Source organism: Xanthomonas sp. LF06-19 (assembly GCF_034105425.1).
Lineage (GTDB): Bacteria > Pseudomonadota > Gammaproteobacteria > Xanthomonadales > Xanthomonadaceae > Xanthomonas_A > Xanthomonas_A sontii.
The window spans coordinates 51,516-77,478 of sequence record NZ_JAXGGH010000004.1; the positions used below are offsets into that span (position 1 = coordinate 51,516).

A 25,963-nucleotide genomic window follows, 5' to 3' on the forward strand; every position below is an offset into this window, starting at 1 on the left:
GCTAGCATGCGCGGGTAGGTGGGCCAATGACTTGCCAAGCCGGCGTGCAGACATTATCTAAGGACCAGTCTCACGGGTTGATTCCATGCGCGCTTCCCCGGTCCATTCCAGCCTCGATCCGCGTGCCCGGCAGCTGCTGCGCACGCTGATCTCGCGCTATATCCGCGACGGCGAGCCGGTCGGCTCGCAGACCCTGGCCCGGCATGCCGGGCTGGACGTGAGCCCGGCGACGATCCGCAACATCCTGGCCGACCTGGAGGATGCCGGGCTGCTCAGCTCGCCGCATACCTCGGCCGGACGCGTGCCCACCGCCACCGGCTACCGGGTGTTCGTCGACAGCCTGGTGCAGATGCGCCCGCCGGCCGAAGGCGAGGTGGCACGGCTGCGCGCGGAGATGGCCAATGCCGCCGGCACCCAGGCATTGCTGGGCAGCGCCTCGGAACTGCTGTCGGCGATGACCCACTTCGTCGGCGTGGTCAGCGCGCCCAAGCGCGAGCAGTTCGCGTTCCGGCACATCGACTTCGTGCCGCTGGACGCGCGGCGGGTGCTGGCGATCCTGGTGTTCGCCGACAACGAGGTGCAGAACCGCGTCATCGAGCCGCGCAAGGCCTACGAGCCGGCCGAACTGGAGCGGGTGGCCAACTATCTGAACCGGCATTTCGCCGGGCGCGCCCTGGCCGACATCCGTGCCAGCCTGCTGCGCGACCTGCGCCACGCGCGCGACGAGATGGAGCAGTTGCTGGCGCACAGCGTCGAACTGGCCGAGCAGGCGCTGGCCCCGGCCGGCGACGACATGGTGCTGGCCGGGCAGACCAAGTTGATGGGCGTGCAGGACCTGTCGGACCTGGAGCGGCTGCGCGAGTTGTTCGAGGTCTTCGCCAGCAAGCGCGAACTCCTGCAACTGCTCGAACGCACCATCCGCGCGCCGGGCGTGCGCATCTTCATTGGCGAGGAAACCGGCATGGTGCCGCTGGAGAGCGTGTCGCTGGTGACCGCCCCGTACATGGCCGGCGGCCAAGTGCTGGGCGTGCTGGGCGTGATCGGCCCCAAGCGCATGGACTACGACCGGGTCATCCCCCTGGTCCAGACCGCCGCCGACGTCCTCGGCGCCCGCCTGGACCCATCCCCGCCCGGCGACCGCTGAGCCACGCGCAGGGGGGCGCCCGCAGCGCCCTCCGCCAGCCGGCGGTCCCGCCGCGCCACGCGAATCCCCAATCCCGACTCCCCGGCTTTTCAGCAGCCGAATGGCTGATCATCCCGGATTCACTTGAATCCGCCCGCACCGCCCACATAGGTGGTCCGGTAAGGCGGGACGTACCCCGCCAGGGACCCGGACATGACGCAAGAGCACCCCGAATTCGATTCCGAACACCTGACCGAGGCGCAGCAGCCCTCGACCGATCCGCTGCAGGCGGAGATCGAGACGCTGCGCAGCGAACTGGCCCTGGTCAAGGCCGACGCCCTGCGCGAGCGCGCCGACCTGGAGAACCAGCGCAAGCGCATCGCCCGCGACGTGGAGCAGGCGCGCAAGTTCGCCAACGAGCGCCTGCTCGGCGACCTGCTGCCGGTGTTCGACAGTCTGGACGCGGGGCTGAGCGCTGCCGGCAGCGAGCCCAGCCCGCTGCGCGACGGCCTGGAGCTGACCTACAAGCAGTTGCTCAAGGTCGCCGCCGACAACGGCCTGACCCTGCTCGACCCGACCGGCGAGCCGTTCAACCCCGAGCATCACCAGGCGATCAGCCAGGCCGAGGCCGAGGGCGTGGCCCCGGGGCATGTGATCCAGGTGTTCCAGAAGGGCTACCTGCTCAACGACCGGCTGCTGCGGCCCGCTCTGGTGGTGGTGGCCAAGCACGACTGAGCGCGCCGGCCGCCCGCGCCTGAACCCGGCGCGGCGGCGGTGGAACGCTAATTTGCGGCGATGGCTTGAATGACCTGCAGCCATCCCTATATCCGAACCAGATCCCGGCACTGGCCGGCTACACGACCTTTCAGGAGTCATTGCAATGGGCAAGATCATCGGCATCGACCTGGGCACGACCAATTCGTGCGTGGCGATCATGGACGGCGGCAAGGCCCGCGTCATCGAGAATTCCGAGGGTGACCGCACCACGCCTTCGATCGTCGCCTACACCAAGGACGGCGAAGTGCTGGTGGGCGCCTCGGCCAAGCGCCAGGCCGTCACCAACCCCAAGAACACCTTCTACGCGGTCAAGCGCCTGATCGGCCGCAAGTTCACCGACGCCGAAGTGCAGAAGGACATCGGCCTGGTGCCGTACAGCATCGTCCAGCACGACAACGGCGACGCCTGGGTGGCCACCGCCGACGGGCGCAAGCTGGCCTCGCAGGAAATCTCCGCGCAGGTGCTGGAGAAGATGAAGAAGACCGCCGAGGCGTTCCTGGGCGAGACCGTCACCGAGGCGGTCATCACCGTGCCGGCGTACTTCAACGACAGCCAGCGCCAGGCGACCAAGGACGCCGGCCGCATCGCCGGCCTGGACGTCAAGCGCATCATCAACGAGCCCACCGCTGCGGCGCTGGCCTACGGCCTGGACAAGGGCCAGGGCGGCGACCGCAAGATCGCCGTGTACGACCTGGGCGGCGGCACCTTCGACGTATCGATCATCGAGATCGCCAACGTCGACGGCGAGAAGCAGTTCGAAGTGCTGGCCACCAACGGCGACACCTTCCTGGGCGGCGAAGACTTCGACAAGCGCGTCATCGACTACCTCGTCGAAGAGTTCAACAAGGACCAGGGCATCGACCTGCGCAAGGATCCGCTGGCGCTGCAGCGCCTGAAGGACGCCGCCGAGCGCGCCAAGATCGAGTTGTCGTCCTCGCAGCAGACCGAAGTCAACCTGCCGTACGTCACCGCCGACGCGTCGGGCCCGAAGCACCTCAACATCAAGCTGACCCGGGCCAAGCTCGAGGCGCTGGTGGAGGACCTGGTCAAGCGCACCATCGATCCGTGCCGCACCGCGCTGAACGACGCCGGCCTGCGCGCCAGCGACATCACCGAGGTGATCCTGGTCGGTGGCCAGACCCGCATGCCGAAGGTGCAGCAGGCGGTGGCCGAGTTCTTCGGCAAGGAGCCGCGCAAGGACGTCAACCCCGACGAGGCCGTGGCGCTGGGCGCCGCGATCCAGGGCGGCGTGCTGGCCGGCGACGTGAAGGACGTGCTGCTGCTCGACGTGACCCCGCTGAGCCTGGGCATCGAGACCCTGGGCGGCGTGTTCACCAAGATCATCGAGAAGAACACCACCATCCCGACCAAGGCCTCGCAGGTGTTCTCCACCGCCGAGGACAACCAGTCGGCGGTGACCGTGCACGTGCTGCAGGGCGAGCGCGAGCAGGCCCGCTACAACAAGTCGCTGGCCAAGTTCGACCTGTCCGGCATCGAGCCGGCGCCGCGCGGCCTGCCGCAGGTGGAGGTGTCCTTCGACATCGACGCCAACGGCATCCTGCACGTGTCGGCCAAGGACAAGAAGACCAACAAGGAACAGAAGGTCGAGATCAAGGCCGGCTCCGGTCTGTCGGACGACGAGATCCAGCGGATGGTCGCCGACGCGGAAGCCAACCGCGAGGAAGACAAGAAGTTCCACGAGCTGGTGCAGGCGCGCAACCAGGCCGACGGCCTGATCCACGCCACCCGCAGCGCGATCACCGAGCACGGCAGCAAGGTCGGCGGCGACGTGATCGGCAAGGTCGAGTCGGCGCTGGCGGACCTGGAAACCGCGATGAAGGGCGACGACAAGGGTCAGATCGAGGCCAAGACCAAGGCGCTGGAAGAGGCCGGTCAGTCGCTGTACGCGGCCGCGGCGGCGGGCGAGCAGCAGCCTGGCGCCAACGCCGGCGGCGCGCATGCGTCCTCGGCCCACGCCGACGACGTGGTCGACGCCGAGTTCACCGAGGTCAAGGACGACAAGAAGGCGTGATCCAGCCTTAAGGAATCGGTTTTCGAAGGAGCGGTGCTCAGGCTCCGCTCCTTCGCCGTTTTAAGGTTCCCGGTTTCATCGCCGCTATGACCGATCGCTACAGGATGCCCGTTTTGAACCATTCTCCATTCCCCATCGCCGATTCCCAGCCATGAGCAAACGCGACTATTACGAAGTGCTGGGTGTGGCCCGCACCGCCAGCGACGACGAGCTGAAGAAGGCCTATCGCCGTTGCGCGATGAAGTACCACCCGGACCGCAATCCCGGCGACCAAGCCGCCGAGGCCGCGTTCAAGGAATGCAAGGAAGCCTATGAGGTGCTGTCCGACGGCAACCGCCGGCGCATGTACGACGCGCACGGCCACGCCGCGTTCGAGCACGGCATGGGCGGGATGGGTGGCGGTCCGGGCGGCCCGGACATGGGCGATATCTTCGGCGACATCTTCGGCAACATCTTCGGTGGCGCCGGCGGTGGCGGGCGTGCGCCGCGGCGCGGCGCCGACATCGGTTACGTGCTGGAGCTGGACCTGGAAGAAGCGGTGGCCGGCATCGAGCGCCGCATCGAGATTCCGACCCTGAGCGAATGCGAGCACTGCCACGGCAGCGGCTCGGAGGACGGCAAGGTCGAGACCTGTGGCACCTGCCACGGGCGCGGTCAGGTGCGCATCCAGCGTGGCATCTTCGCCATGCAGCAGACCTGCCCGCAGTGCGCCGGCCGCGGCCAGATCGTGCAGAACCCGTGCGGCGTGTGCCATGGCGCCGGGCGCGTGGAAGAGACCAAGGTGCTGTCGGTGAAGATTCCCGCCGGCGTCGACAACGGCGACCGCATCCGCCTGTCGGGCGAGGGCGAGGCCGGTCCGGCCGGCACTCCGCCGGGCGATCTGTACGTGGAAGTGCGCGTGCGCGAGCACCCGATCTTCCAGCGCGACGGCGACGACCTGCACTGCGAGGTGCCGATCCGCATCTCGCAGGCGGCGCTGGGCGACACCGTGCGCGTGGCGACCCTGGGCGGCGAGGCGGAGATCCGCATTCCGGCCGAGACCCAGACCGGCAAGCTGTTCCGCCTGCGCGGCAAGGGCGTGCGCTCGGTGCGCAGCCGCAGCGAAGGCGACCTGTACTGCCGCGTGGTGGTGGAGACGCCGATCAATCTCACTGCCGATCAGCGCAAGCTGCTGGAACAGTTCGAATCCACCTTCACCGGCGAGGATGCGCGCAAGCATTCGCCGAAGTCGGCGACCTTCATCGACGGGGTGAAGGGGTTCTGGGACCGGATGACGTCGTGAGGCCGGGATGATCAGCCATTCGGCTGCTGAAAAGCCGGGGAGTCGGGATTCGGGATGACAGCCTGCGGCTGTTGAAAAGCCGGGATTTGGGATTCGGGATTTCCCGAGCGTGTCTGGCTACCGCAATGCTGTTTGTGGGAGGGGCTTTAGCCCCGACGCTTTACCGCCAACGCGTCGGGGCTGAAGCCCCTCCCACATTGGAATGTTTCGCGCGCTGAGCGCAGCGGAGAACTGGGAGTTTCGATGCTGGCTGTGCGTGGGCGTCTCCCCGCACCATGCCCCCGTTGCAGGAGCGGCTTCAGCCGCGACGCTTTCTCGTCGGAGCGTAGCAGCTGAGGCCGTTGTTGCTTAAAACCATGTAACACGCCTGTGCGCGCGAATCCCGAGCGCACTGGCGCCGGCGCTACACTACGGCGATGAACGCTTCCGCCGACAGCTCCGCTGCAAGTCATCTCATCCATGGCCGCCGCCAGCGCCCCGACGGGCCGGTGCCGGTCGACGTCATTTCCGTGCAGTCGCAACTGGTCTACGGCCACGCCGGCAATAGCGCGGCGGTGCCGCCGTTGCGTGCGCTGGGTCTGCGTGTGGCCGAGATCCCGACCACGCTGCTGAGCAATGCGCCGTTCTACGCGACCTTGCGCGGCAAGGTGCTGCCGTCGGACTGGTTCGCCGACCTGTTGCTCGGCGCCAGCGAACGCGGCCTGCCGCAACGCGCGCGCATGCTGGTGTCCGGCTACTTCGGCAGCGTCGGCAATGGCGCCGCCTTCGCCGACTGGCTCGACGCCACCCTGCCGCAGTGCCCGACGCTGCGCTACTGCCTGGACCCGGTGATCGGCGATACGCATACCGGCCCCTACGTGGAACCGGGCCTGGAAGCGATCTTCGCCGAACGCCTGCTGCCGCACGCGTGGCTGGTGACGCCGAATGCGTTCGAGCTCTGCCGGCTGACCGGCATGCCGGCACTGGCGCAGGACGAGGCGATCGCCGCGGCGCGTGTGTTGCTGGCGCGCGGTCCGCAGTGGGTGCTCGCACACAGCGTCGGCGGCGATGCCGGGCAATTGGTGACGCTGGCGGTGAGCCGCGAGGCGGTCTACCGCTGGTGCTCGCCATTGCTGCCGGTGGATGTCGCCGGCACCGGCGATGTGTTGATGGCGCTGCTGGTGGCCTTCCTGTTGCGCGGCGACAGCTTCGAGGCGGCGATCGGCCGCGCCATTGCCGGCGTGCATGCGGCGCTGGAGGCGACCCTGGCCGCGGACGTGGAAGAGCTGGACGTGCTGGCGGCGGCGCCGGCTGCGCTGGCCACGCCGCTGCGCTTCGTCGCCGAGCGCCTGGCGTGAGCCTGCACCCGGTCGTCGGCATCGTCGGCAGTGCCGGCGCCTATGGCCGCTGGCTGAGCCGCTTCTTCCGCGAGCGCATGCAGTTGCAGGTGATCGGCCACGATCCGGCCGACCCGCAGTCGCTGGCGCCGGAGGCGCTGCTGCAACAGGCGCAGGTGCTGATCTTCTCCGCGCCGATCCGGCACACGCCGGCGTTGATCGGCGAGTACGTGCAGCGCGCCGGCGGCCGCGAGCGCGACCAGCTCTGGCTGGACGTCACCTCGGTCAAGGCCGCGCCGGTGGCGGCGATGCTGGCCTCGCAGGCGGAAGTGGCCGGCCTGCATCCGATGACCGCGCCGCCGAAGTCGCCCACGCTCAAGGGCCGCGTGCTGGTGGTCTGCGAGGCGCGGGTGGCGCAGTGGCAGGCCTGGCTGCAGCAGCTGTACGCGGCGCTGGAAGGCGAGTGCGTGCGCACCACGCCCGAACACCACGACCGGGTGATGGCGCTGGTGCAGGCGATGGTCCACGCCACGCATCTGGCCCAGGCCGGCGTGCTGCGCGAGCATGCGCCGGCGCTGGGGCCGTTGCAGGCGCTGCTGCCGTACCGCTCGGCCTCGTTCGAACTGGATACCGCGATCATCGCGCGCATCCTGGCCCTGAATCCGGCCATCTACGAAGACATCCAGTTCGGCAATCCGCATGTCGGCGATGTGCTGGACGGGCTGATCGCGCAGCTGTCGCGGCTGCGCGACCAGGTCGGCCGCGGCGATGATGCGGCGCGCGCGCAGTTTCGTGCCGAGTTTCTCGACGCCAACCGGCAGGCGCTGGGCGAGGCGGCGATCGCGCAGGGCAACTACAGCTACGAACGGGTGGGGTACTTGCTCGCCGATCTGACCGAGCAGGCCACGCTCAGCGTGTACTTGCCAGAAGACCGCGCCGGCTCGCTGCGCGCGCTGTTGCACGTGTTCGAGCGCCATGGGGTGAATCTCGCTTCGATCCATTCCTCGCGCACGCAGGCGGGCGAATTGCATTTCCGGCTCGGCTTCGATCCGGCCAGCGATGCGGGGGCGGTGCGTGGCGCGGCGGCGGAGATCGATGCCAGTGGGATCGGGCGGGTGCTGGCGGGGTGAATTGCATCGAACGCCGTCGCGGCTGAAGCCGCTCCTGCAGGAACTTGCGGCGAGTGGGCTGGGGCATTGTGGGAGGGACTTCAGTCCCGAAGCGGTGCGCCATCGGAACGCGCACCGCTTCGCTCCTCGCGGCTTCAGCTGCGCTCCAGAACACATGGACGCACGACGCCCACCTCCAGATTCATCCACAGCGCATGTGGATGGCCACTGCGCAAACATGTGGATAACCCGCGGCGCGCCTTGCGGGGCAAGCCTGTCAAGCCGTGTGGCGAAAAATTCACCAGCTTGCCGCCAGCACCCCGAACGCCAGTGGCGACGACGGGGCATGGCGGCACAGCGTGGTGACGACGCTAGACCGCGGTCAGGGTCAACTCGCCGCCGGTGGTGACGAACTGCTGGCCGCGGCGGATCAGCTTACGGCCGTCGGCCAGTTCGTAGCGCAGTCCGCTGTCGGCGTGCGGGTCGTGCTGCGCCTGCTGCTGGCGCGGCGCATCGTCCTGGAACTCGGTGATCAGATAGGCCTCGCCGTCGGGACCGAGGGCGGGCAATTGGCGAAAGGACATCGGAAGCCTCCTGTCGAACGCTGCATCGAATGCGGGACGCCGGAGCGGCGGCCGCGGGCGCGCGGCCGCAGTGCAGACGCGGTCCGACCGTAGTCCCGCCGTCGTTAGCGCGGCGTGCTCAGTCGATGAACTGCAGGCGAGCGAGTTCGGCGTACAGCCCGTCCTGCGCCAGCAGCTCGGCATGGGTGCCCTGGGCGACGATGCGGCCATGGTCCATCACCACGATGCGGTCGGCCTTCAGCACGGTGGCCAGGCGGTGCGCGATCACCAGGGTGGTGCGTCCGGCCATCAGCCGCTCCAGCGCTTGCTGCACGGCGTGTTCGCTCTGCGCGTCCAGGGCGCTGGTGGCCTCGTCCAGCAACAGGATCGGCGCGTCCTTGAGCAGGGCGCGGGCGATGGCGATGCGCTGCTGCTGGCCGCCGGACAGGCGCGCGCCACGTTCGCCCAGTTCGCTGGCATAGCCCTCCGGCAGTTGCCGCAGGAACGCGTCGGCTTCGGCCGCGCGCGCGGCGGCCTCGACCTCCGCCTCGCTGGCCTCGAGCCGGCCGTAGCGGATGTTGTCGGCGGCGCTGGCGGCGAACAGGGTCGGGTGCTGCGGCACCAGTCCGATCGCCGCGCGCAGTTGCGACGGGTCCAGCGTGCGCAGATCCAGGCCGTCCACCTGCACGCTGCCCGATTGCGGATCGTGGAAGCGCATCAGCAGCGCCAGCACCGTGCTCTTGCCGGCGCCGGAGGGGCCGACCAGGGCCACGCTCTCGCCGGGCCGCACGTGCAGATCGAAGCCGTCCAGCGCCGGGTGATCGGGGCGCTGCGGGTAGCGGAAGCTGACGTTGTCGAAGCGCACCTCGCCGCGCAGCGGCTGCGGCAGCGCACGTGGTTGGGTCGGGGCGACGATCTCGGGACGTTCCTGGAACAATTCGGCGATGCGGCCCATGCCGCCGGCCGCGCGCTGCAGGTCGTTCCAGACTTCGGCCAGCGAGGCCACCGAACCGCCGCCGAACATCGCATACAGCAAAAACTGGCCGAGCGCGCCCGCACTGAGTTCGTGGGCGGCGACCTCGTGCGCGCCCAACCACAGCACCAGCACGATGGCGCCGAAGATCAACACGATGGCCGCGGCGGTGATCAGCGCCTGCGCGCGGACCCGGCGCCGCGCCACCGCCACGGTCTGCGCCAGCGCTTCGCCGAAGCGGCCGCGTTCGTAGCCTTCGCGCGCGTAGGCCTGCACCGTGCGCACCGCGCCCAGGGTCTCGGCAGCGAGGGTGTTGGCGTCGGCGACGCGATCCTGGCTGGCGCGCGAGATCTTCTGCAGGCGCCGCGCGCCGAGCACGATCGGCAGCACCGCCAGCGGGATGCCGAGCAGGGTGTAGGCGGCCAGGTGCGGGCTGGTCACGCACAGCATCACCACGCTGCCGACCGCGGTGACCGTGCTGCGCAGCGCCACCGACATGGTGCTGCCGATGACCCCGCGCAGCAGTTCGCTGTCGGCCGACAGGCGCGAGACCAGTTCGCCGCTGCGGTTGCGGTCGTGGAACCCGGCATGCAGGCCGATCAGGTGCGTGTACAGGCGTTCGCGCAGGTCGGCGACCACCTTTTCGCCGAGCAGCGACACGAAGTAGAAGCGCGTGGCGGTGGCCACCGCCAGCACCACCGAGACCGCGAACAACAGGGCGAACGACTGGTTGATGAGGCCGACGTCCTCGAAGCCATGATCGATCATCTGCCGGACCGCGACCGGAAGGCTCAGCGTGGCGCTGGACGAGATCGCCAGCGCCACCAGCCAGGCGATCAGCAGGCCGCGCCGGCGACGCACGAACGGCCACAGGGTGCGCAGGCTGCCGAGTCTGCGCAGCGACTTGGCCTGGTCGGCCGACGGGGTGTTCATGCGGGGGCGGGTTCCGAACAGCGGACCCGATTGCGAGTGGCGTCGCGCAGGCGGGTTTTCAAGGCGTCGACGCGATCGCGGGGCAGGCGCAGGCGCAGTTCGGCGCCGCCGGCGTCGAAGCGTTCATCGAGTTTTTCCGCGGCGCAGGCGCTCAGCGCGGCATGCACCGCGCCCAGGTCGTCGAAGCCGCAGTGCAGGGTGAGCAGGCTCAAGGCCAGCAACGGTTGCCGCGGCGCCAGGCGCAGGCATTCGGCCGCGCTGCCGCCATAGGCGCGGACCAGGCCACCGGCGCCGAGCTTGATGCCGCCGTACCAGCGCGTGACCACCACCACCACGCGGTCGAAGCCCTGGCCGTCGATCGCCGCCAGGATCGGCCGGCCGGCGGTGCCGGCGGGCTCGCCGTCGTCGCTGGAGCGGTACTCGTCGCCATGGCGGTAGGCCCAGCAATTGTGGGTGGCGTCGGCCACCATCACCTGCTGCACGAACGCCAGCGCTGCGCCGGCGTCGGCGATCGGCGCGGCGTGGGCAATGAAGCGGCTGTGCTTGATCTCCACGCTGTGGCTGACGGGGTGCGGGAGCGTATCGGGCATCGGCGGCATTGTAGACGAGGTGCGCTGCCGGCCTGCGGCGCAGGCGCCGGCAGCGCGCGGCTCAGTCCTGCAGCAGCGGGCGCAGGTCTGCAGGCACCGTGCGGTGCGGGTGGGTGCGCTGGAAGCGCAGCAGGCTGGCGCGGGCGACGTCCAGTTCGCCGCCGTCGCGGCGCTCGCGGATCCGTTGCAGCCAGCGCCGCGGGGGCAATTGTGCGTCGGCCTCCACGGCCACTTCCACTTCGGCCGCCAAGACGCCAGCGGAGGACCGTGGCTGCGCCGATGCGGCAGTGGGCGCGGCAGACGACGTCGAAGGTTGCAGCGACAGCGCCTCCGAGGACCCGGTCGCTGCCGCCTGCGCGCGCGCGGCGGCCGCCAGCTTGGCCTGGCGGGCGTCGTCGGTGGGCGCGCTGCGTGCCCAGGTGTCCTGCGTCGTTGCCGCGCGCGCCGGTGCGCGCAAGGCCATGGCGGCGGGGGCGGCTTGCTGTTCGGCGGCCGGTGCGGCAGCCGGCTCGCTGTTATCCGCTGCGATCGCCGGTGGCGGTGGTGCCGGGGCCGGCGGTGCAACTGGCGCCACCATCGCCGGTGACGCGGGAGGGGCCAGGCTCTTCGCGGGCACCGGCTTGCGCGCCTGCGCCTCCGGCAGTGGCGCGGCAGGTGCTTCCGCTTCCCTGCGCGCCGAGGCCACAGGGGCGGGCGCTGTGGCCTTGGGGGCCGCCGGCGCGGTGGCATCCGGCGCCGGTTCCGCGGAGGGCGGTGCCGGCGATGCGGCTGGCGCAGAAGCGGCGTCGGTGGCGGGCGTCGCTGCCGGAGCAGGCGCTGCCGACGGCATCGGCGCCGAGGGCACCGGCGGGCGTGCGCGCCAGGCGATGCCGGCCACCAGCACCAGCGAGGCCGCCAGGCCCAGCCAGGTCGGCCAGCGTGGCCGCGACGCCGGCGGGGCGGCACGCGATGCGGGCGCCGGGCCTGGCCCGGCCGGGTCGGCGGTCGCGATGGAGGCGGGTGCGGACGCTGGCATCGCCGCGGTGGCTTGCGCCCGCGCGCGCTCCGCGGCGCTGCTGGGATACTCCGGGACCTCGGCGGCTCCCGGTGCGACCGCCGCGCGCGCGGCAGCCAGGATCGCCGCATCCAGCGCCGGCGGCGGCAATGCCTGCCGGCCCAGGCGCAGGCGTTCGGCGAGCGCGCGCTCTTCCGGGGTCAGCGGTTCGTCGGCGCTCATCCGCCCAACCTCGCACGCAGTTTGTCCATCGCATAGCGCAGCCGCGACTTGACCGTCTCGCGGCCGACGCCGGTGATCTGCCCGATCTCGTCCAGGCTCAATTCCTGCTCCAGGCGCAGCAGCAGCACGTCGCGTTGCTCCTCGGGAAGCGCATCCAGCGCCAGTTGCAACTGGCGCCGTTGTTCGAAGGCGGACAACTGCCGCTCCGGGGTGTCGGGGTCCTGCACGCGCGCGGTGCGCAGGTCGGCGTCGGCCGGCGCCGGCGGGCGGTGCTTGGCCGCGCGCCAATGGTCGCCAAGCCGATTGTGGGCGATGCGCAGCAGCCAGGTGGTGAACGCGGCCTGCGGCTGCCAGTCCAGGCGTGCGGCGATCACCCGCTGCCACACGTCCTGGAACAGTTCTTCGGCCAGCGCCCGGTCGCGCAGCTGCCGCAGCAGGTATTGGTACAGGCGGCCGCGATGGCGCAGGTACAGAGTCTCGAACGCGCGTGCGTCGCCGGCGGCATAGGCCAGCATCAGGGCTTCGTCGCTCGCGTCGACCGGGGCGTCCACGGCGGCAAGCCTAAGCGTTCGCCGGTCCGCCGCATAGTCGGGAGGCGGGGGCCCGGGAGAGGGCGTCGGTGGCGGACATTCGGACAACATGGGTAGACAAACGCGTATCGCGGCACTTCGGGGTCGATCGGGCGTCGATCGGTGCATGCAACGGGTATGCTGGGGGTGAAAGGGCGAGCGTGGAGCAGTTCCGGGGGCCCTGCAGGAGAATCGTTGTCGATGCTGTTCAATTCGTCCGCCACCGCCCGCGAAGACGCTTCCGGCGGCCATGCGCCCGCCCGCACGGCGCAGGCCTTGTGCGGGCTGCTGCCGCCCGGCAGCGCCGTGGTGGTCGGCTGCGGCGACGGCGTGGTCGGGCGCCTCCACGGCGCCAGCGCGGAGGCGCCGGAGTGGCTGCAGGCGCTGGTCGCGCAGACACTGGCCGCCACCGAGTTGCCACCGTCGACGACACCGACGGTGCTGCACGTGCATCGCACCGCCGAGGGGGCCTGCGTGGTCATCGGTGCGCAGGTGAGACAGCCGCTGGACGAAGCGTACCGCGCCGCCTGGTGCGAGGCCGCGGTCGCCTTCGGCCTCAACCTGCTCGACACCGAGCGCATGCGCGCGCGCATCGAGGGCCTGGAGAAATCCAAGCAGCTGCAGCAGGCGCTGTACGAGATCGCCGATCTGGCCGGCGCCGATCTGGAAATGAGCCAGATGCTGCAGCGCGTGCATGCGGTCCTGGAATCGCTGATGTACGCGGAGAACTGCTACATCGTCGAATACGACGAAGATCAGCAGAGCATGCGCTTTCTGTACTTCTCCGACCGCCACGACGACTTCGTCGCCGATCCGGAGCAGACCTACTTCCTGCGCGACATGCCGCACAGCCTCACTGTGGGACTGCTGCGCCACGGCCGCGCGGTGCGCGGGCCCTCGGAGCAGGTGCGCGAACGCCTGCAGGTGGGCTACAACGCCGAACACGGCCCGGAGAGCCGCGACTGGCTGGGCGTGCCGATGCTGCGCGAGGGCCGGGTGTGCGGCGCGATCGTGGTGCAGAACTACGACTACGCGCTGCGCTACACCGACGCCGACCGCGCGCTGCTGGCCTACGTGGCGCAGCACGTGCAGACCGCGATGGACCGGCGCCATGCGCAGGTGCAACTGGAGCGGCGGGTGCACCTGCGGACCCAGGAACTGCAGCGCGCCAACCGCGATCTGCAGGACGAGATCCAGGAGCGCAAGCGCGCCGAGACGCTGCAACTGGCGCTGTTCCGCATCGCCGAGCTGGCGATCCGTTCGGAGAGCCTGCAGCAGTTCTACACCGAGGTGCACGCCATCGTCGGCGGGCTGATCGACGCGCGCAACCTGTACATCGCGCTGCTGTCCGACGACGACACGATGCTGGAGTTCGTCTACTCGGTGGACGAGTTCACCCCCTACCGGCCGCAACGGCGCCGCGGCCGCGGACTGACCGAGTACGTGATGCGGGTGCGGCGTCCGCAACTGCTCGAACTTCCCGACATCGACGCCTTGCTGGCGCAGGGCGAGGTACAGGAGTACGGCCAGCGCCCCTACAGCTGGCTGGGCGTGCCGCTGTTCGACGAAGGCGAGGTGATCGGCGCGATCGTGGTGCAGAGCTACATCGCCAAGGTGCGGTTCACCGAGCACGACCAGCGCCTGCTGACCTTCGTCGCGCACAACGTCGGCAGCGGCCTGGCGCGGCAACGCGCGCAGGAACGGCTGCGGCTGGCGCACGCGGAGCTGGAGCAGCGCGTGGACGAGCGCACCCGCGAACTGGCCGAGGTCAACGAGCAATTGCTGGCGCAGATCGCCGAACGCTGGCGTGCCGAGCAGCGCCTGACCCACCAGGCGCTGCACGATGCGCTGACCGGATTGCCGAACCGATCGCATCTGCTGGACCGGCTCAGCGAGGCGATCTCCCGTGCCCGCGGCGGCGGCAGGACCTTCGCCGTGCTGTTCCTGGATCTGGACCGGTTCAAGCTGGTCAACGACAGCATCGGCCACGCTGCCGGCGACGAGATGCTGGTGCAGGTGGCCAAGCGCATCGTCTCCACGATCCGCGGCCAGGACGTGGTGGCGCGCCTGGGCGGCGACGAATTCGCGGTGCTGACGCCGTGCGAGCACGGCCTGGACGGCGCGCGCGAGCTGGCGCGGCGCCTGCTGCACGTGCTTGGCCAGCCGATGTGGGTGGCCGGCCGCGAATTGTTCCCGTCCGGCAGCCTGGGCATCGCCGCCTGGCATCCGCGCTACCACAACGGCGAGGAGATGCTGCGCGACGCCGACGCGGCCATGTACCGGGCCAAGGCGCAGACGCAGGACCGCTGCGTGGTGTTCGACGAGGCCATGCGCGAGGCGGCGCTGCGCAGCCTCGATCTGGAGGCGGACCTGCGCCGGGCGATCAACAACCGCGACTTCGAGCCGTTCTACCAGCCGATCGTGCGCCTGCGCGACGGCGAGGTGATCGGCCACGAAGCGCTGCTGCGCTGGCGCCACGAAAGCCGCGGGCTGCTGGTGCCGAGCCAGTTCATCGACCTGGGCGAGGAGAGCGGCCTGATCGAGCAGGTGGACTGGCTGCTGTACGCGCAGGTGATCCGGCGCCTGGCGCAGAGCGAGGGCGGCTACGTTTCGGTCAACGTCTCGCCGCGGCATTTCCGCTCGCCGGATTTCACCGAGCGGCTGTTCGGGCTGATCGACACCGCCGGCGCCGATCCGCGTCGCCTGCGCGTGGAGATCACCGAGGTGGCGCTGCTCGACGACGCACCGCGCACCCTGACCATCCTGCAGGCGCTGCGCGAGCGCGGCGTGCTGGCGCAACTGGACGACTTCGGTACCGGCTTCTCGGCGCTTTCCTATCTGCACCGCTTCCCGATCTCGGTGCTGAAGATCGACCAGAGCTTCGTCGCCGGCCTGCAGGACGAGGGCAGCACCGGCAGCCACGCGCTGGTGCGCGGCATTCTCGCCCTGGCCAGCACCCTGGGCATCGAAACGGTGGGCGAAGGCATCGAGACCGAACAGCAACTGGCGACCCTGCGCGAACTGGGTTGCGACTACGGGCAGGGCTATCTGCTCGGGCGCCCGGCCGCCGCGCCGCAGCTGCTTTGAGGCGATCGAGTGCGGAGCGCGGCGCCATGCGCCCGTTGCTCGCAGCGCGGCGCGTTGCGGCGCGTTTGTTCGATTCGCGCCTCCGATGCTGGAGCGACTGAAGATGCCGCCATGGCAGGTTGCCGCGTAGGAGCGGCTTCAGCCGCAATGGGTTTTATCGAGCACGCCCGTCGCGGCTGAAGCCGCTCCTGCAGGACACGCCGTGTCGGTATGGGCGGTGGCCTAAACATTTCGCCACGCGCCAAGCGCTTGCCGTGGATCGGATGCGCTTGGCGCAACGCGTTGCGTCGCTTTTGTCGATCCACGCTGCAGGAACAATCGGGCGCCGAGATTCATGGCGCGTCGCCACGCGTCATGACGTTGCCGCTTTCGGCGTCTCAGCGCAACGCGTTGCGGCGCTTTTCATCAATCCGCGCCATGCAAGCAGTGATGCGCCGGAATTTGTAACGCGTCGCCACGCGCGAGGCGCTAACCGCCGATCGGATGCTCTCAACGCAGTGCGTTTCGACGCTTCTCGTCGATCCGCGCCGCAGTGGCGGTGAGGCGCCGGAGTCGGTAGCGCGTCGCCACGCGCATTGATCCCGCCGCCCCTCAGACGCTCCTAGCGCAGCGCGTTGCGTCGCTTTTCATCAATCCGCGCCATGGAAGCAGTGAGGCGCCGCAATCTGTAACGCGTCGCCACGCGCCAGATGCTTACCGCCGATCAGAGATGCTCTCAGCGCAGCGCGTTACGGCGCTTCTCGTCAATCCACTTCGACGCCTGCGCCGGCGTGTACCCCCGCATCCAGCCCAGCATCGTGTCGATGTCGCTGCCGTACCACAGGTCGGCGCGCTGGTCCGGGTGCAGGAAGCGCTCCTCGACCATGCGATCGATCATGCCGATCAGCGGCGCGTAGAACCCTTCCACGTCGAGGAAGGCGCAGGGCTTGTTGCCGATGCCGAGCTGGCGCCAGGTCAGCATCTCGAAGATTTCTTCCATGGTGCCGAAGCCGCCGGGCAGGGCGACGAAGGCATCGGACAGGTCGAACATGCGCGACTTGCGCTCGTGCATCGAGCCGACGATTTCCAGCTCGGTGAGGCCGCGGTGCGCCACTTCCCAGTCCGCCAGTTGCTTGGGAATCACGCCGGTGACCTCGCCGCCGGCGGCGAGCACCGCATTGGCCACGGTGCCCATCAGGCCGACATTGCCGCCGCCATAGACCAGGCGCAGTCCCTGTTCGGCGATGCGCGTGCCCAGCGCGGTGGCACGTTCGACATAGGCGGGCTTGTTGCCGGCGTTGGAGCCGCAGTAGACGCAGATGCTTTTCATCGGGAATGGGGAGTCGGGAATGGGGAATAGGGAAAATCAAAAGCCGAAACGCATAACGCCGGACTCGGGCCCGGCGTTATGCAGTGGGAATGCAGTGCCGGGAATGCGCTTGCCATTCCCGATTCTCCATTCCCGTTTCCCGGCTTCAATTGGCCTTATGAATCGCCCGCTTGCTCACCGCCATGGCCGCGTCGTGTATCGCTTCGGACAGGGTGGGGTGGGCGTGGCAGATGCGCGCCAGGTCGTCGGCCGAGCCGTTGAACTCCATGGTCAGCACGCCTTCGTGGACCAGCTCGGAGACGCCGACGCCGACCAGGTGCATGCCCAGGACGCGGTCGGTCTCGGCGTGGGCGATGACCTTGACGAAGCCCGCGGGCTCGCCCATCGCCACCGCACGGCCGATCGCCGCGAACGGGAAGCTGCCGGCCTTGTACGGCACGCCTTCGGCCTTGAGCTGCTGCTCGGTCTTGCCGACCCAGGCGATTTCCGGCTCGGTGTAGATGACCCACGGAATGGTGTCGAAGTTGACGTGGCCGGGCAGGCCGGCGATCAGTTCGGCGACCGCGATGCCTTCCTCGAAACCCTTGTGCGCGAGCATCGGCCCGCGCACGCAGTCGCCGATCGCCCACACGCCGTCCACGCCGGTGTGGCAGTGCGCATCGACCTCGATCTGGCCGCGCTCGTTGACCTTGACGCCGGTACCGTCGGCCAGCAGGCCCTTGGTGGCGGCGCGGCGGCCGACGGCCACCAGCAGCTTGTCCACGTTGAGGGTCTTCTCGCCTTCGCTGTCGCTATAGGTGACGACCACTTCCTGCTTCTTGCCCTTGCCGGTGACTTCGGTCTTGGAGACCTTGGCGCCGAGCTTGATGTCCAGGCCCTGCTTCTTGAATTCCTTCAAGGCGGTCTTGGCCACTTCGGCATCGGCCAGGGCCAGGAAGTCCGGCAGCGCTTCGAGGATGGTGACCTCGGCGCCCAGGCGCTTCCACACGCTGCCCAGTTCCAGTCCGATCACGCCGGCGCCGATCACCGCCAGGCGCTTGGGCACTTCGGTGAAGTCCAGCGCGCCGACGTTGTCGACGATGGTCTCGCCGTCGAACTTGGCGAACGGCAGTTCGATCGAATCCGAGCCGGCGGCCAGGATCACGTTGGTGCCCTTCAGCTCGACTTCGCTGCCGTCGTGCTGCTTGACCTTGACCACGTTGCCCGGCTGCAGTTCGCCGAAGCCGTAGTACGGGGTGATCTTGTTCGCCTTGAACAGCATCGCGATGCCGCCGGTGAACTGCTTGACGATCTTGTCCTTGCGCCCGACCATCGCCGCGACGTCGATCTTGGCATCCTTGAAGCTGATGCCGTGCTCGCCGAACAGGTGGCCCATGTTCCAGAACTGGCGCGAGGAATCCAGCAGCGCCTTGGACGGAATGCAGCCCACGCGCAGGCAGGTGCCGCCGAGCGCCGGCTTGCCGTCCTTGCCCAGCGCCGCGTCGATGCACGCGGTCTTCAGGCCCAACTGGGCGGCACGGATGGCCGCGTGATAGCCGGCGGGACCGGCACCGATGACGACGACGTCGTATTGTTCGCTCATTTCATTCGCTCACACGGGAATGGGGAATAGGGAATGGGGAATCGCAAAAGCGCAGGCGCCTGCCGCCTCCCATCCAGGTCCAGGCGGGAACAGGGCAGGGAAATGGGCGCTTGTCCCATTCCCCACTCTCCATTCCCGATTCCCGGCTCTTACAGACCGAACAGCATCCGGCCCGGGTTTTCCAGTTGGTTCTTGATGTCGACCAGGAACTGCACCGAGTCCTTGCCGTCGATGATGCGGTGGTCGTAGGACAGCGCCAGATACATCATCGGCGCGATCACGACCTGGCCGTTCTCGGCGATCGGACGCTCCTTGATCGCGTGCATGCCCAGGATCGCGCTCTGCGGCGGGTTGATGATCGGGGTCGACAACAGCGAGCCGAAGGTGCCGCCGTTGGTCACGGTGAAGGTGCCGCCCTGAAGTTCTTCCAGGCTCAGCTTGCCGTCGCGCGCCTTCTTGGCGTAGTCGGCGATGCCCTGTTCGATGTCGGCGAAGGACTGCCGCTCGACGTTGCGCAGCACCGGCGTAACCAGGCCCTTGTCGGTGGACACGGCGATGGAGATGTCGCTGTAGCCGTGGTAGATGATGTCGTCGCCGTCGATCGAGGCGTTGACCAGCGGGAAGCGCTGCAGCGCGTTGGCCGCGGCCTTGACGAAGAAGCTCATGAAGCCGAGCTTGATGCCGTGGGCCTTCTGGAACTCGTCCTGCAATTCCTTGCGCGCCGCCGAAACCTTGGCCAGGTTGACCTCGTTGAAGGTGGTCAGCATCGCGGTCGAGTTCTTCGACTGCATCAGGCGCTCGGCGATGCGCTTGCGCACGCGGGTCATCGGCACGCGCTCTTCCGGACGCGCACCGCTGGCCTTGCCGGCGCCGCCGTTCTTGGCGTAGTTGAGGATGTCTTCCTTGGTCACCGCGCCGCGGCGGCCGGTGCCTTCGACCTGCGACGGATCCACGCCTTCGGTGATGGCGCTGAAGCGCGCGCCCGGCGGCAGGCTGGACACATCACCGGCGGCCTTCGGCGCGTCGGCCTTGGCGGCCTTCGGCGCTTCCGCGGCGGCGGCCTTGGGCGCTTCGGCCTTCGGCGCCTCGGCGACCTTGGCCTCGGCCGGCGCCGCAGCGGCGGTCGCGCCTTCCTCGATGATCGCCAGGATCTGCGAGCTGGTCACGGTGGCGCCGGTCTCGAACTTGATCTCCTTCAGCACGCCATCGACGGGCGAGGGCACTTCCAGCACGACCTTGTCGGTCTCCAGGTCCACCAGGTTCTCGTCGCGCTTGACCGCCTCACCGGCCTTCTTGTGCCAGCTGGCGATGGTGGCATCGGATACGGATTCGGGCAGTACCGGAACTTTGACTTCGGTGGCCATTGCAGGGGGCGTCCTAGTGGTGTCTTTTTTGAAATGTGAAAGGGGGTTTATTCAGCGACTTGGTCGTTGAACGGATTCAACAGCGCGTCGGCGACCAGCTTCAGCTGCTCTTCCACGTGCTCGGCGAAGTGGCCGGCGGCGGGAGACGGCGAACGGGCGCGGCCGGCGTAGTGCAGGCTCTGTCCGTCGGCCAGGCAGGCCTGCAGGTGGTGCTTGATCTGGTACCAGGCGCCCTGGTTCTGCGGCTCTTCCTGGCACCAGACCAGGTCGGTGGCATTGCCGTAGCGCTTCAGCTCGGCCGACAGCAGCTCGCGCGGGAACGGATACAGCTGCTCCACGCGCAGGATGGCGACGTCGTCCTGGCCGCGCTTGGTCTGGTCCTCGAGCAGGTCGTAGTAGACCTTGCCGGAGCACGCGACCACGCGCTTGACCTTCTTCGGGTCTGCCTTGGCGTCCGGGATCAGGTGCTGAAACTCGCCGTCGGCCAGTTCCTCCAGCGTCGACACCGCCAGCTTGTGGCGCAGCAGCGACTTGGGCGTCATCACCACCAGCGGCTTGCGCGTGGACATGCGCATCTGCCGGCGGATCATGTGGAAGGCCTGCGCCGGGGTGGTGGGCACGCAGACCAGCATGTTCTCCAGTGCGCACAGCTGGAGGAAGCGCTCCAGGCGTGCGGAGCTGTGCTCCGGGCCCTGGCCTTCGTAGCCGTGCGGCAGGAACAGCGACAGGCCGGAGATGCGACCCCACTTGGCTTCGCCGGCGGCGATGAACTGGTCGATCACCACCTGCGCGCCGTTGGCGAAGTCGCCGAACTGCGCTTCCCAGATGCACAGCGCGTTGGGATCGGTGGTGGAGTAGCCGTACTCGAAGCCCATCACCGCCTCCTCGCTGAGCAGCGAGTCGATCACGGTGGCGTCTTCCGGGTTCTCCACCAGCTGCCGCAGCGGCAGGTAGTAGCTGTCGGTCTTCTGGTCGTGCAGGATCGCGTGGCGGTGGAAGAACGTGCCGCGGCCCGCGTCCTGGCCGACCAGGCGCAGCTTGTGGCCTTCGCCCAGCAGGGTGGCGTAGGCCAGGTTCTCGGCGAAGCCCCAGTCGCCCGGCAGTTCGCCGGCGGCCATCTTCACCCGGTCCTCGTAGATCTTGGCCACGCGCGGGTGCAGCTCGACGCCGCCCGGGATGGTGGTGATGATCTTGGCCAGCTGATCCAGGGTCTTGCGCTTGACCGTGGTGTCGACCTTGTCCGCCAGCTTGCCCGACAGGTACTTGGACCAGTCGATGGCGAATTCGTCGGGCTTGCGGGTCGCCAGCTCGGTGGTGTATTCGCCCGAGTCGAGCTTGTTGCGGTAGCCGTCGACCAGCGCCTGCGCCTCGCCGGCCTGCAGCACGCCTTCGCTTTCCAGCTGGGCGGCGTACAGTTCGCGGGTGGTCTTGTGCTTGCGGATGGTCTGGTACATCACCGGCTGGGTGGCCGCCGGCTCGTCGGCCTCGTTGTGGCCCCAGCGGCGGTAGCAGACCAGGTCGATGACCACGTCCTTGTTGAACTGCTGGCGGAAGTCGTAGGCCAGGTTGGCCACGAACGCCACCGCGTCCGGATCGTCGCCGTTCACATGGAACACCGGCGCGCCGATCATCTTGGCCACGTCGGTGCAGTACAGCGTGGAACGGGCGTCGTCGCGGGCGCTGGTGGTGAAGCCGATCTGGTTGTTGACCACGATGTGCACGGTGCCGCCGACCGCGAAGCCGCGCGCCTGCGACATCTGGAACAGCTCCATGACCACGCCCTGGCCGGCGAACGCGGCGTCGCCGTGGATGATCACCGGCAGCACCGACTTGCGCGCGGCGTCGCCGTAGCGCTCCTGGCGCGACCGCACGCTGCCGACCACCACGGGGTCGACGATTTCCAGATGCGAGGGGTTGAACGCCAGCGCCAGGTGCACCGACTTGCCGTCGGCCACCGCCACGTCGGCGGAGAAGCCCATGTGGTACTTCACGTCGCCGGTGTGGGCGCGGTCGTCGTGGGCGTGCTCGAACTTGCCTTCGAACTCGTCGAACAGCTTGCGCGGGTTCTTGCCCAGGGTGTTGACCAGCACGTTGAGGCGGCCGCGGTGGGCCATGCCGACCACGATGTCCTTGACCGTGTCGCTGCCGGCGCGCTGCACCAGCACGTCCATCATCGGGATCAGCGAGTCGCCGCCTTCCAGCGAGAAGCGCTTCTGGCCGACGTACTTGGTGTGCAGGTAGCGCTCCAGGCCCTCGGCGGCGGTGATCCGCTCCAGGGTGCGGCGGCGGCTGGCGGTGTCGCCGGCGATGTTGCCGCCCGCGTTCTCCAGGCGCTGGTAGATCCACTGGCGCTGTTCGAACTCGGAGATGTGCATGAACTCGCTGCCGATCGACCCGGTGTAGGTCGCCTTCAGCCGCGCCAGCAGGTCGCGCAGTTTCATCCGCGGCTGGCCACCGAGGCCGCCGGTGCTGAACTCGCTGCCCAGATCGCTTTCCGACAGGCTGTGGAACGGCAGGCCCAGGTCCGGCGGGTTCACCGGCGGGGTCAGGCCAAGCGGATCCAGGCGCGCGCCGAGGTGGCCGCGCGAACGGTAGGCGGTGATCAGGCGGCCGACATGGCGCTCGCGCTCGTCGCCGCTCGGGGCGGTGCCGCTGTTGGCGGCCTGGCGCGCGGCGCTGGCGATGTGGGCGATGACCGCCGAGTGGGGGACGTCACCGGCATCGCGGCCCTGGAAGCCGTCGAAGTAGGTTTTCCACTTGGGATCGATGCTGTCGGGAGAGACCAGATACTGTTCGTACAGGTCTTCGATATAGGCGGCATTGCCGCCGGCGAGTTGCGATGACTGCGCAAACTGCTTGAGTAGATTGTCCACGATGGTGGGGTGCGGTCGCTTTGTTTGGGATGGCTTGCGGCAGGAACCGGCGGACGCGAGGGCCGCGCGGGCGTAATCAAGCGCAAAAATTATACCCCCATGAACCAGCCGGGGTGTGCATTCGGCGTGGTCAAGGCCGATCCCGGTTCATCCGTGGCAGTTGCGGCGTGGTCGCGGCCGCCTTACCAGCCCAGGGCGCGCAGTTCGCTGCATGGGCGCGCACGCTCCCAGACCCGGTCGAAGGTGGCGCGCAACTGGCGTGCGCGGCCGCCACCGAGCAGGTCGGTCTCGCCGTCGTAACGGTGACCGAGTCCACGGAAGTAGTAGCCGCCGCCCTCGTTGACCAGGTAGGCGGTGGCGTCGCTGCGGTCCACCGGATCGCTGACTTCGCGGAACTGGAACACGCTGGGCAGGCGCTGTGCCAGCGCCAGCAAGGGGGCGCCGGCTCGCTGCGGCGCGGCCGCGTCGTGCAGCAGCACCCGCACCTGCTTGGCATGCGCGGCGACCGCGAAGCGGCGCAGTTGCTCCACCACGCGGGTATCGTCGAGCAGGCCGGGATCCAGCATGCGGCTGTGGATCAGCACCTGGCGGCGGGCCTGCGCCAGCACCGCGATGCTGGCGGCGATCGCCATCGCCGCGTCCTCCACCGCCACCGCGCCGTCGAAGCGGCGGCGCAGCGGCACGGCCTCCGCGGAGGCGGCCACGCCGCCCGGCGGCGGCAGGAAGCCGTGGCGGGCGCAAAACGCCAGTGCCGCGGCCGGCGCCTGCAGTTCCAACTGCGGCCAGTGCCGGCGCTGCGCTGTCTCGATCAGGCCGCGCAGCAGCGCGCTGCCGACGCCACGTCCCCGCCAGTCCGGCAGCACCGCCAGCGCGGCGATCCGCCGGTCCGCGCCGAGCCGGGCCGCGCCCACTGCCTGGCCGTCGTCGCTGCGCGCGACCAGATGGTCGCCCAGCGCGTCCAGCGCGGCCGCGGCGTCGGCCAGGTCCACGGCGGTGCCGGCCGCGGCGCGCAGCGCGTGCAGTTCGGCGCCGTCGCGGACGGGATCCAGCGCAGCGATGCGGAAACCGGGGCCGGGCATGGTCGGATCAGGCCGCGTCGGCGTCCTCGTCGGTGGCGTCCTCGGCCTCCAGCGGCTGGTAGAAGCCGCCTTCGATCAGCTCCAGCAGGGTCTGCCTGCCGGCTGCCGACAGCGCCGCGTAGTCGGTGCCGTCGATGTGTTCGGCCGCGGCCAGGCGTTTGGCGTCCTTGACCGGCAGCGCGAACTCCTGGCCGCTGCAGAACAGCATGGCGCCGCGGCTGGCACGCCGCCACGCCGGCCGCGCCCAGGGATGCCGCTGCAGAACCAGGCCCTGTTCCAGCGCGGCGGCGATCTCTTCCGCCGGCGGCAGGCCGGCCGGCGGCAGGATCTCGCCGGCGGCACGGTAGGTGGTGATGAAGCGGCCGAACCAGGCGCCCAGCTTGTCCGGGTCGTTCATGCGCAGCGCGTTCAGCGCCTCGACCACGCGGCCCATCGCCGCCGCGTCGATCTCGTACGGATCGGCCGGCGCCTGCAGGTCTTCGTCGTGGTAGCGCAATGCCTCGTCGGCGCCGTCGATCAGGGTGTCCAGGTAATCGGCGATCAGCTCGGCCGAGGACGGTGCGCGCATGCCCACCGAGAAGGTCAGGCAGGCGTCTTCGGCGACGCCGTGGTGCGGCACCAGCGGCGGCAGGTACAGCATGTCGCCCGGCCCCAGCACCCAGTCGTGGGTCGGGTCGAACTGGCGCAGCAGCTTCAGCTCCACGTCGTCGCGGAAGTCGGTCGGCGGCGCCGGGCGGCCCAGCGCGACGCTGGCGTCGATCTGCCAGCGGCGATGGCCGTGGGCCTGCAGCAGGAACACGTCGTAGTGGTCCACGTGCGCGCCGACCGAGCCGCCGCGCGCGGCGAAGCTGACCATCACGTCGTCCACCCGCCAGCGCGGCAGGAAGCGGAACTGCTCGAGCAGGGCGCGGATGTCCGGGTCCCACTTGTCCACGTCCTGCACCAGCAGGGTCCAGTCGTGGTCGGGCATGCCGGGGAACTCGTGCTCCTGGAACGGGCCGCTGCGCACCCGCCAGCGGTCGTTGGCGCGGTCGTGCTCGATCAGCCGCGACAGCGCCGCTTCCTCGCAGGCCAGGCCGGCCAGGTCGCCCGGCTCGATCGGCGAGACGAAGCCGGGGAAGGCGTTGCGGATCAGCAGCGGGCGCTTGTGCCAGTAGTCGCGCAGGAAGGTCGCCGCGGGCATGCCCAGCGGTTGCCCGGGGCGGGCGTGGAGTTCGAAGGCGGGAGCGGCGGTCTTGCGGGCAGCCATGTGCGGTGGGTCCTTGCGACGCGGAAGGTAAAGAGCGGGCGCGCAGCGGCGCCGGCCGACCCCGCCATTGTCCGCCGGTTTGGCGCGTGGGGCCATCGCGCTGGCCTTCGTGTGCGCCGCTGTGCGCGGATGGACGGCCGCGCGGAGGCCCTGGTGGTGTGTCGTGACCGCGCAACGTGGGTGACCCCGTGCGCGCAGGCCATGGGCGGCGCCAGGCGCATCCGGGTTGGGCGATGACGGCGACGCCGCGGGGTAGGTCAGGGCAGTGGGGGCGCAGCGCCGCTCGCGCTATTGGACGAGGATGCGGTTGTCGCGGCCGCCGTCGTCGACCTGGGCGCTGCCGCTGCGCTGGACGATGGCATTGCCGTTGCCCTGCAGGGCGATGGTGTCGATCTCGCTGGCCTGCAACTGGTTCTGGTCGCCGGACACGTCCAGTGTCGCGATGCGCGCCATTTGCAGCCGGCCATGGCGGCCGAACAAGGCGACCTGCCCGGCATCGCCGCGCATCGCGATCTGGGCGTTGTCGCCGAGCACGCGCAGGGTGTCGGCCCGCTCGATCTGCAGGTTGCCGTTGCGGCCGAACAGACTGACGGTGGCGCAGTGCCCGTGCAGCACCAGGGTGGCGTCGCGGCCGACGATGTTCAGATCGCGACCGTCGCAATCGATGTCGCCGCTGGCCGAGGCGGCCATGCGGATCGGCGTCTCGGCGTCGCGCTCGTCGCCATCGGCGATGTCGCCGGCCGACGGCGCTGCCGCGATCGGCGGCGCGGCCTGCATGACCACGGTGCGCGGGGCGGCAGTGTGTGCGCCATCGCCGGCCGGCGGGCGTGGCGCCTGCGCGCAGCCGGCCAGGACCAGCAGCGGCAACACAAACAACGGGGTGGGTCTCATCGCGGGACTCTGCTGTGAGCCACCAGCATGCCCCCGGCCGATTAAC

19 protein-coding genes are annotated in these 25,963 nt (G+C 69.4%); 7 read left to right on the forward strand and 12 right to left on the reverse strand.

Annotated elements, in window-relative coordinates:
- Nucleotides 1-85: 85 nt before the first annotated feature.
- The 6 genes from hrcA (at nucleotide 86) to SLW55_RS09535 (ending at nucleotide 7,660) form a co-directional block, all read left to right on the forward strand.
- The gene (gene hrcA, locus SLW55_RS09510) at nucleotides 86-1,144 is read left to right on the forward strand and encodes a heat-inducible transcriptional repressor HrcA (RefSeq protein ID WP_017908542.1); all 1,059 of its coding nucleotides are present in this window, start codon (nucleotides 86-88) and stop codon (nucleotides 1,142-1,144) included.
- A gap of 192 nt (nucleotides 1,145-1,336) precedes the next feature.
- Nucleotides 1,337-1,858 (forward strand): nucleotide exchange factor GrpE, encoded by a 522-nt coding sequence (grpE, locus tag SLW55_RS09515; protein WP_010344263.1) that lies wholly within the window; start codon nucleotides 1,337-1,339, stop codon nucleotides 1,856-1,858.
- A gap of 145 nt (nucleotides 1,859-2,003) precedes the next feature.
- Nucleotides 2,004-3,932: a molecular chaperone DnaK gene (dnaK, locus tag SLW55_RS09520; protein WP_267122411.1), complete on the forward strand. Its 1,929-nt coding sequence runs from the start codon at nucleotides 2,004-2,006 to the stop codon at nucleotides 3,930-3,932.
- Nucleotides 3,933-4,083: 151 nt separating this feature from the next.
- Nucleotides 4,084-5,214: a molecular chaperone DnaJ gene (dnaJ, locus tag SLW55_RS09525; RefSeq protein ID WP_017908540.1), complete on the forward strand. Its 1,131-nt coding sequence runs from the start codon at nucleotides 4,084-4,086 to the stop codon at nucleotides 5,212-5,214.
- 416 nt (nucleotides 5,215-5,630) lie between these two features.
- Nucleotides 5,631-6,551 carry a pyridoxal kinase gene (gene pdxY, locus SLW55_RS09530; protein WP_320745002.1) on the forward strand — a complete coding sequence of 307 codons (921 nt, stop codon included), beginning with the start codon at nucleotides 5,631-5,633 and terminating at the stop codon, nucleotides 6,549-6,551.
- Nucleotides 6,548-7,660 carry a prephenate dehydrogenase gene (locus SLW55_RS09535; protein ID WP_017908538.1) on the forward strand — a complete coding sequence of 371 codons (1,113 nt, stop codon included), beginning with the start codon at nucleotides 6,548-6,550 and terminating at the stop codon, nucleotides 7,658-7,660. The genes pdxY and SLW55_RS09535 overlap by 4 nt, the downstream gene beginning before the upstream one ends.
- 350 nt (nucleotides 7,661-8,010) lie before the next feature.
- Here SLW55_RS09535 and SLW55_RS09540 read toward each other — a convergent pair whose 3' ends face one another.
- From SLW55_RS09540 to SLW55_RS09560, 5 genes are all read right to left on the reverse strand, one after another.
- Nucleotides 8,011-8,223, reverse strand: a complete 213-nt coding sequence (locus SLW55_RS09540) for a hypothetical protein (RefSeq protein WP_010344257.1) — start codon at nucleotides 8,221-8,223, stop codon at nucleotides 8,011-8,013.
- A 118-nt stretch (nucleotides 8,224-8,341) separates the two neighbouring features.
- Nucleotides 8,342-10,108 (reverse strand): ABC transporter transmembrane domain-containing protein, encoded by a 1,767-nt coding sequence (locus SLW55_RS09545; RefSeq protein ID WP_320745003.1) that lies wholly within the window; start codon nucleotides 10,106-10,108, stop codon nucleotides 8,342-8,344.
- Entirely contained in the window at nucleotides 10,105-10,698 is a 594-nt protein-coding gene (locus SLW55_RS09550; protein WP_017908536.1) for a YigZ family protein, read from the reverse strand. The genes SLW55_RS09545 and SLW55_RS09550 overlap by 4 nt, the downstream gene beginning before the upstream one ends.
- Nucleotides 10,699-10,759: 61 nt before the next feature.
- Nucleotides 10,760-11,914: a hypothetical protein gene (locus SLW55_RS09555; protein WP_320745004.1), complete on the reverse strand. Its 1,155-nt coding sequence runs from the start codon at nucleotides 11,912-11,914 to the stop codon at nucleotides 10,760-10,762.
- Nucleotides 11,911-12,465 (reverse strand): RNA polymerase sigma factor, encoded by a 555-nt coding sequence (locus SLW55_RS09560; protein WP_017915811.1) that lies wholly within the window; start codon nucleotides 12,463-12,465, stop codon nucleotides 11,911-11,913. Before SLW55_RS09560 ends, SLW55_RS09555 begins: the two co-directional genes overlap by 4 nt.
- 219 nt (nucleotides 12,466-12,684) lie before the next feature.
- Between SLW55_RS09560 and SLW55_RS09565 the strand changes: the two genes are divergently transcribed.
- Nucleotides 12,685-15,570 carry an EAL domain-containing protein gene (locus SLW55_RS09565; RefSeq protein ID WP_043092183.1) on the forward strand — a complete coding sequence of 962 codons (2,886 nt, stop codon included), beginning with the start codon at nucleotides 12,685-12,687 and terminating at the stop codon, nucleotides 15,568-15,570.
- A gap of 715 nt (nucleotides 15,571-16,285) precedes the next feature.
- Here the strand turns inward: SLW55_RS09565 and SLW55_RS09570 are convergent.
- The 7 genes from SLW55_RS09570 to SLW55_RS09600 form a co-directional block, all read right to left on the reverse strand.
- Entirely contained in the window at nucleotides 16,286-16,879 is a 594-nt protein-coding gene (locus tag SLW55_RS09570) for a TIGR00730 family Rossman fold protein (RefSeq protein ID WP_017915812.1), read from the reverse strand.
- Nucleotides 16,880-17,024: 145 nt separating this feature from the next.
- On the reverse strand, nucleotides 17,025-18,461 hold the full coding sequence (gene lpdA, locus SLW55_RS09575) for a dihydrolipoyl dehydrogenase (RefSeq protein WP_017915813.1): 1,437 nt from the start codon (nucleotides 18,459-18,461) through the stop codon (nucleotides 17,025-17,027).
- 149 nt (nucleotides 18,462-18,610) lie between these two features.
- Nucleotides 18,611-19,825 (reverse strand): dihydrolipoyllysine-residue succinyltransferase, encoded by a 1,215-nt coding sequence (sucB, locus tag SLW55_RS09580; protein WP_017909176.1) that lies wholly within the window; start codon nucleotides 19,823-19,825, stop codon nucleotides 18,611-18,613.
- 47 nt (nucleotides 19,826-19,872) lie between these two features.
- Complete coding sequence (locus tag SLW55_RS09585; protein ID WP_320745005.1) at nucleotides 19,873-22,698, reverse strand: 2-oxoglutarate dehydrogenase E1 component; 2,826 nt, start codon at nucleotides 22,696-22,698, stop codon at nucleotides 19,873-19,875.
- 182 nt (nucleotides 22,699-22,880) lie between these two features.
- Entirely contained in the window at nucleotides 22,881-23,777 is an 897-nt protein-coding gene (locus SLW55_RS09590) for a GNAT family N-acetyltransferase (RefSeq protein ID WP_320745006.1), read from the reverse strand.
- A 7-nt stretch (nucleotides 23,778-23,784) separates the two neighbouring features.
- Complete coding sequence (locus SLW55_RS09595; RefSeq protein ID WP_267087683.1) at nucleotides 23,785-25,026, reverse strand: cupin domain-containing protein; 1,242 nt, start codon at nucleotides 25,024-25,026, stop codon at nucleotides 23,785-23,787.
- A gap of 288 nt (nucleotides 25,027-25,314) precedes the next feature.
- Entirely contained in the window at nucleotides 25,315-25,917 is a 603-nt protein-coding gene (locus SLW55_RS09600) for a DUF3060 domain-containing protein (protein ID WP_320745007.1), read from the reverse strand.
- Between the last annotated feature and the right edge of the window lie 46 nt (nucleotides 25,918-25,963).